Genomic DNA, 6,052 nt, shown 5'->3' with positions numbered 1-6,052 from the left:
GCCGGCGGCGGCGGCGGGCGGCGCGGGCGGGGGGCGGGGGGGGGGGGGGGGGGGGGCCCCGCGCCCCCGGGCCGCGGCGCGCCGTGCGCGCCCCTTGATTGACGCGGCGTCAGCGGGCAGGGTGGGCTGCGCCCGACCCCGCGGGGGCCGGGCGGTGCCAGGCACGAAGAAGGGACGGAATCCCCGGATGGCAGCGAAGATCCTGATCATCACCGGTGACGCGGCGGAGTCGCTGGAGGTGTTCTACCCGTACCAGCGGCTGCTGGAGGAGGGCTACGAGGTCGACATCGCCGCGCCGACCAAGAAGACCCTGCAGTTCGTGGTGCACGACTTCGTCCCGGGGTACGACACATACACCGAGAAGGCCGGGTACACCTGGCCCGCCGACCTGGCGTTCGAGGACGTCGACCCGGCGCAGTACGTCGCGCTGGTGCTGCCCGGCGGCCGGGCGCCCGAGTACCTGCGCAACGACCCGCAGGTGCAGCGGATCGTCGCCGCGTTCGTCGAGGAGGACAAGCCGCTCGCGCAGATCTGCCACGGCCCGCTGATCACCCTGCGGACCGGCTCGCTGGCCGGGCGGCGCACCGCCGCGTACCCGGCGCTGGAGCCGGACGTGGCGGCGGGCGGCGCGGACTTCGTGGACGGGGACGCGGTGGTGGACGGCGTCGTGGTCTCGGCCCGGGCCTGGCCGGACCACCCGTCCTGGATGCGGGCGTTCGTCAAGCTGCTGCGCGAGAAGGCCCCGGTCGAGTAACCGCCGGACGCGGCACGGGGTGTCGGCTTGCCCGCCCGGCCCCGGGCGGGCAAGCGTGTACCCCATGGCAGCACACCTCGACGGACCGGCCCTGCTCGCGCTGCACGCCCGGGCGCTGGAGCGCTTCGGCGCGCTGGTCCGGTCCGTGCCCGACGACGGCTGGCGGGCGCCCACTCCGTGCACGGACTGGACGGTGCGCCAGCTGGTCGGCCACCTGACCTCCGAGCAGCTCTGGGTGCCCGCGCTGCTCTCCGGGGCCACCGTCGCCGAGGTCGGCGACCGCTTCGACGGCGACGTGCTGGGCGACGACCCGGTCGCCGCCTGGACGGCCGCCGCCGACGCCGCCCGGGCCGCGTTCGCCGCGCCGGGCGCGCTGGAGCGCACCGTGCACCTGTCGTACGGCGCGCGGCGGGCCGCCGGGTACGCCCGCGAGATGACCGTGGACGCGGTCGTGCACGGCTGGGACCTGGCCCAGGGGATCGGCGCCGACGCCACGATCGACCCGGCCGCCGCCGAGTTCGCGCTCGCCGAACTCGCCCCGCAGGCCGACGGGTTGGCCGCCTCCGGGCTGTTCGCCGAGGCGGTGCCCGTCCCGGCCGACGCGGACGCCGCGACCCGGCTGCTGGGCCTGGTCGGCCGCGACCCCGCGCACCCGCTGGGCCGCTAGACCCTCAGCGGCGGGCGCGCACCCCGTCCAGGGCGATGGCCAGGACGTGATCGCGCTGCCCCTCCTCGGGGAACGCCACCGAGGTGATGCCGGAGACCATCCGCAGCAGGTCGTCGATGTCCATGTCGGGACGCACCTCGCCGGCCGCCTGGGCGCGCAGGACCAGCGGGGTGCCCCCGGCGTACATGGACTGCCGGCAGGCGTGGAAGACCTCCGACTCCTCGCCGGCCAGCGCCTCCCGGATCGCCCGCTTGGTCACCGCGTACTCGACGAACCGGCGCAGCCAGGTGGTCAGCGCCTCCCACGGCGGCAGGTCGGCGACCTGCTGGGCGATCCGGTCGAGGTCCTCGACCTCGGAGGCGTAGACCGCCTCGAACAGGTGCCGGCGGGTGGGGAAGTTCCGGTAGAGGGTGCCGATGCCGACGCCGGCCCGCCGGGCGATGTCCTCCAGGGAGGCTTCGGAGCCGTGCTCGGCGAAGGCCTCGCGGGCGGCGACGAGCAGCGCGTCGAAGTTGCGGGCGGCGTCCGCGCGGCGCGGGCGCTGGGCGGCGAGGAACTCGCTCACCACGATCTGATCCGGCACGGGGACCTCGTTCTCGACGTTTCCGGACGGGCGGGCGGGGGTGGTGCGCGGACGGCCGGGGTGCTGTTCGGCGGTGCTGGTCCGGGCGCCGTTCGACGGCGGCCCGGGGAATCCGGAAACCGGATTGAACCGGAGGTGCGCCTCCGCTAATCTGGAGGCACGCCTCGACTTTAGCACCGGGGCCCCGACTTCGGCCCGTCGCGTACCGGCGGGCCGGCCGTTCCGCCGTACCCTCCGCCCGCCCGACGACGCCGGGTGACCGTACGGCCACCACGCGCACCGCACTCGCGCACCGCACCACCAGATCCGCGCCCGGCCGTCACGGCCCGGCGGCGCCGACGCGCCGTTCGGGCCGGGTTCGACCGGCGCCCGTTCTCCTGCCGTGGCGCGCGCCCCGTTCCCCGCGCGCCCGCCCCGAGTCCCGAGAGGGTTCGATGAACCGCCAATCCCCCCGCCTGACCTTCGGCGTGCTCGCCGTCGGCGCCGGCGTGTACGCGCTGCTGCAGTCGCTGATCACGCCCGCCCTCCCGATCGTCCAGGAGGAGATGCACACCACGCAGTCCACCGTCACCTGGGTGATGACCGCGTACCTGCTCTCCGCCTCGGTCTTCACCCCGATCCTCGGCCGGGTCGGCGACCTGGTCGGCAAGAAGCGCACCCTGGTCGCCGCCCTGGTCGCGCTGCTGGTCGGCTGCCTGGTCGCCGCGCTCGCGCCGAACATCACGGTGCTGATCGTCGCCCGGGTGATCCAGGGCATCGCCGGCGCGCTGTTCCCGCTCTCCTTCGGCATCATCCGCGACGAGTTCCCGCCCGCGCGGGTCTCCGGCGGCATCAGCAACATGTCCGCGGTGATCGCCGTCGGCAGCGGCCTGGGCATGGTCCTGGCCGGCCCGATCGTCGGCGCCTTCAACTACCGCTGGCTGTTCTGGCTGCCCGTCATCGTGGTCGCCGGCACCGTCCTGCTCGCCCACCGCTACGTCCCCGAGTCGCCCAGCCGCAGCGAGGGCAGCGTCGACTGGTTCTCCTCCGTGCTGCTCTCCGGCTGGCTGGTCGCGCTGCTGCTGCCGGTCAGCCAGGCCTCCCAGTGGGGCTGGGCCTCGACCAAGGTGCTCGGCCTGCTCGCCGTCGCCGTCGTGCTGTTCGCCGCCTGGGCGTTCAACGAGTCCCGCTCCCGCAACCCGCTGATCGACCTGCGGGTGATGCGGCTGCCCGCCGTGTGGACCACCAACACCGCGGCCCTGCTGTTCGGCGGCGGCATGTACGCGGTCTGGGCCTTCCTGCCCGGCTTCGTGCAGATGCCCTCCAGTGCCGGGTACGGCTTCGGCTCCAGCGTCACCGGCGCCGGACTGCTGATGCTGCCGATGGTCGCCGCCATGTTCGTGGCCGGCGTGCTCGGCGGCCGCCTGGCCGGGCGCTTCCCCGCCAAGGCCCAGCTGGTCGCCGGCGCCCTGCTCGGCTCCGTCGCCTGCGCGCTGCTCGCCGCCCGGCACGGCACCCCCGCGGACGTCGCGATCGCCGCGGGCGTGTTCGGCCTCGGCATCGGACTGGCCTTCGCCTCGATGAGCAACCTCATCGTGCAGGCCGTCCCCGCCGCCCAGACCGGCGCCGCCACCGGCATGAACGCCAACATCCGCACCATCGGCGGCTCGATGGGCGCCGCGCTGATGACCGGCCTGGTCACCGGCCACCTGCAGGCCGACGGGCACCCCGCCGAGTCCGGCTACACCCACGGCTTCGCCCTGCTGGCCGCGTTCTGCCTGGCCGCCGCGCTGGCCGCGCTGCTCGTCCCGACCCGGCGCCCCGCCGCCCCCGCACCGGTGGAGGGTTCGGCGGTCGAGCGCTCCGGGCTCCCCCGGGAGGCGGTCGGCGGGTGAGCCCCCGCGGGTCCGCGGGTGGGGACCGACGGGTACCGGGCCGGGTGGCACGCGCGTGCGCGTCGCCCGGCCCGGCGGCTTCCGGGGCCGTGCGGCCGGGCCCGGCCGGTAGGGCCCGACCGGTAGGGCCCGACCGGCGGGGTCCGGCCGGCGGGGTCCGGCCGGCCTCAGCAGTCGCGCAGTTCCGGCGACTGGTTCAGCAGTTGGGCCCGGGGCGAGGTGAACTTCCGGTAGGCGTCGGTGTGTTCGGCGTGCGGGTGGAAGGCCGCCAGCCGGTGGCAGTTCTGGAAGGCCAGCTTCACCGAGAAGTGCCGCTCCAGGGCGCCGCGGATCGAGTCGCTGGCCAGCGCCCGGAGCAGCTGCGCCCGCTCGGCCTCGCTCGGCGCCACCGTGTTGTCGGCGAACTCGGCTTCGGTGACCGCGAGTTCGGCCGTCAGGTCGTTGACCAGCCGGTAGGCGTAGGGCAGTGAGGTGCGGACGGTGGCGAGGAAGTCGGCGTCGGCGACCTCGTCGCGCTCGGCCAGGGCCAGCAGGGTGGGGGAGACGTCCAGCGACATGGCGGATCGGACCTTCCGGTCTAGTGGTAGTGGAAGTCGTTTTCAACAAGTGATCCTGTCCTTCTCCTGACGCACTGTCAATTACGCTCCCCCGTTCGGCGCGGCACCCCCGTGCCGCCCGGCTCGCGGCCGCCACCGGGCCTTCCTAGAGTGGGTGGCAGACGACCGCGAGGAGACCCCGATGAGTGAGCAGAGCGGCACCGGCGGTACCGACCGCCGCATCCTGGAGCGGATCAGCGAGATGGTCGAGGCCGAGCGCGGCCTGCGCGCCGCCCTCGCCGAGGGCCGCATCGACGAGTCCACCGAGCACCGCGAGCTCAAGGACATCGAGGAGCAGCTCGACCAGTGCTGGGACCTGCTGCGCCAGCGCCGCGCCCGGGTCCGCGCGGGCGACGACCCCGACGGGGCGAGCGTGCGCAGCGTGGACGAGGTCGAGCGCTACGAGTCGTAGCGCGGCGGCGCGGCGCGGAGGGTGCGGCGGCGCGGCGCGACCGTGCGGGCCGCGGGGGCACGGCCGGGGAGTGTCAGGCCCCGGTGGCGGCGTCCAGGTTGGCCGTGACGCGGCCGAGCAGCTCGCGCAGGGCGCGCAGGTCGTCCAGCGGCAGTCCGGCGGCGGCCAGGATCCGGCGCGGGACGCTCAGCGCGCCCTCGCGCAGTTCGCGCCCGGCCGGGGTGGTGCTGACGATCACCGAGCGCTCGTCCTCCGGGCTGCGCTCGCGCACCACCAGGCCGGCTGCCTCCAGCCGCTTGAGCAGCGGGGAGAGGGTGCCGGAGTCCAGCCGCAGGCGCTCGCCGAGCTGCTTGACCGGCAGTGCCCCGTCCTCCCAGAGCACCAGCATCACCAGGTACTGCGGGTAGGTGAGGCCGAGGTCCTTGAGCGCGGTGCGGTAGACGCCGCCGAACGCGCGGGAGGCGGCGTTCAGCGAGAAGCAGATCTGCTGGTCGAGCAGGAGCAGGTCCGCGTCCTCGCCGCCGGGGGTGCGGGGGGTCTCACCGTGCCAGGTCATGGCCCCAGGGTAGCAAGCGGCCCATTCAGTTGTGCGCAATTGAATTGTGTGCTGTAGTTGTGGGCGGGCCGAGGCGGCCCCGGGGCCCGGAACCGTACGGAGGCGCACCGCCGACGGGAGACCGGGCCCCGGCGCCGACGGACGGCCGGAAACGGATCAGGCAGCAGACGTGAGGAGAACACCGCGATGAACCCGCTCTACACCGCAGTCGCCACCGCCAACGGCCGGGAGGGCCGGGCCGTCAGCTCGGACGGCCGGCTCGACCTCAAGCTCTCCCCGCCGCCCGCGCTGGGCGGCGACGGCGAGGGCACCAACCCCGAGCAGCTGTTCGCGGCCGGGTACGCGGCCTGCTTCGCCAGCGCGCTGGGCGTGGTCTCCCGGCAGCAGAAGGTGGACGTCTCGGACGTCTCGGTGACCGCCGAGGTCACCATCGGCAAGGACGAGGGCGGCTTCGGCCTCTCCGTCGTCCTGCGGGTCGAGCTGCCGGAGTCGCTGGCCGGCGAGGCCGGTGAGCTGCTGGTCAAGCAGGCCCACCAGGTCTGCCCCTACTCCAGGGCCACCGCCGGGAACGTTCCGGTGGAGCTGGTCGTCGAATAGGGCGAGGCAGGGG

8 protein-coding genes are annotated in these 6,052 nt (G+C 74.9%); 5 read left to right on the top strand and 3 right to left on the bottom strand.

Annotated elements, in window-relative coordinates:
* Window positions 1-187: 187 nt before the first annotated feature.
* Window positions 188-754 carry a DJ-1/PfpI family protein gene (locus tag ACWEO5_RS18460; protein WP_344554648.1) on the top strand — a complete coding sequence of 189 codons (567 nt, stop codon included), beginning with the start codon at window positions 188-190 and terminating at the stop codon, window positions 752-754.
* A gap of 64 nt (window positions 755-818) precedes the next feature.
* Complete coding sequence (locus tag ACWEO5_RS18455) at window positions 819-1,421, top strand: TIGR03086 family metal-binding protein (protein ID WP_452163357.1); 603 nt, start codon at window positions 819-821, stop codon at window positions 1,419-1,421.
* A 4-nt stretch (window positions 1,422-1,425) separates the two neighbouring features.
* On the opposite strand, the gene ACWEO5_RS18450 is transcribed toward ACWEO5_RS18455, so the two are convergent.
* Window positions 1,426-2,004: a TetR/AcrR family transcriptional regulator gene (locus tag ACWEO5_RS18450; protein WP_452163356.1), complete on the bottom strand. Its 579-nt coding sequence runs from the start codon at window positions 2,002-2,004 to the stop codon at window positions 1,426-1,428.
* Window positions 2,005-2,438: 434 nt separating this feature from the next.
* Here ACWEO5_RS18450 and ACWEO5_RS18445 point away from each other — a divergent pair, with 434 nt between their 5' ends.
* Entirely contained in the window at window positions 2,439-3,878 is a 1,440-nt protein-coding gene (locus ACWEO5_RS18445; RefSeq protein WP_452163355.1) for an MFS transporter, read from the top strand.
* Window positions 3,879-4,045: 167 nt separating this feature from the next.
* Here the strand turns inward: ACWEO5_RS18445 and ACWEO5_RS18440 are convergent, their stop codons facing one another.
* Window positions 4,046-4,435, bottom strand: a complete 390-nt coding sequence (locus ACWEO5_RS18440; protein ID WP_452163354.1) for an SCO5389 family protein — start codon at window positions 4,433-4,435, stop codon at window positions 4,046-4,048.
* 181 nt (window positions 4,436-4,616) lie between these two features.
* Here ACWEO5_RS18440 and ACWEO5_RS18435 point away from each other — a divergent pair, with 181 nt between their 5' ends.
* Window positions 4,617-4,886: a DUF2630 family protein gene (locus tag ACWEO5_RS18435; RefSeq protein WP_344554643.1), complete on the top strand. Its 270-nt coding sequence runs from the start codon at window positions 4,617-4,619 to the stop codon at window positions 4,884-4,886.
* Window positions 4,887-4,959: 73 nt separating this feature from the next.
* On the opposite strand, the gene ACWEO5_RS18430 is transcribed toward ACWEO5_RS18435, so the two are convergent.
* Complete coding sequence (locus tag ACWEO5_RS18430; RefSeq protein WP_452163353.1) at window positions 4,960-5,442, bottom strand: MarR family winged helix-turn-helix transcriptional regulator; 483 nt, start codon at window positions 5,440-5,442, stop codon at window positions 4,960-4,962.
* A 186-nt stretch (window positions 5,443-5,628) separates the two neighbouring features.
* Between ACWEO5_RS18430 and ACWEO5_RS18425 the strand changes: the two genes are divergently transcribed.
* Window positions 5,629-6,039, top strand: coding sequence for an organic hydroperoxide resistance protein (locus ACWEO5_RS18425; RefSeq protein ID WP_344554641.1), 411 nt, complete (start codon window positions 5,629-5,631; stop codon window positions 6,037-6,039).
* Window positions 6,040-6,052 lie beyond the last annotated feature (13 nt).

The sequence above is a fragment of the Kitasatospora sp. NPDC004272 genome, from assembly GCF_053603035.1.
This window is presented reverse-complemented; position numbering and strand designations above follow the sequence as displayed.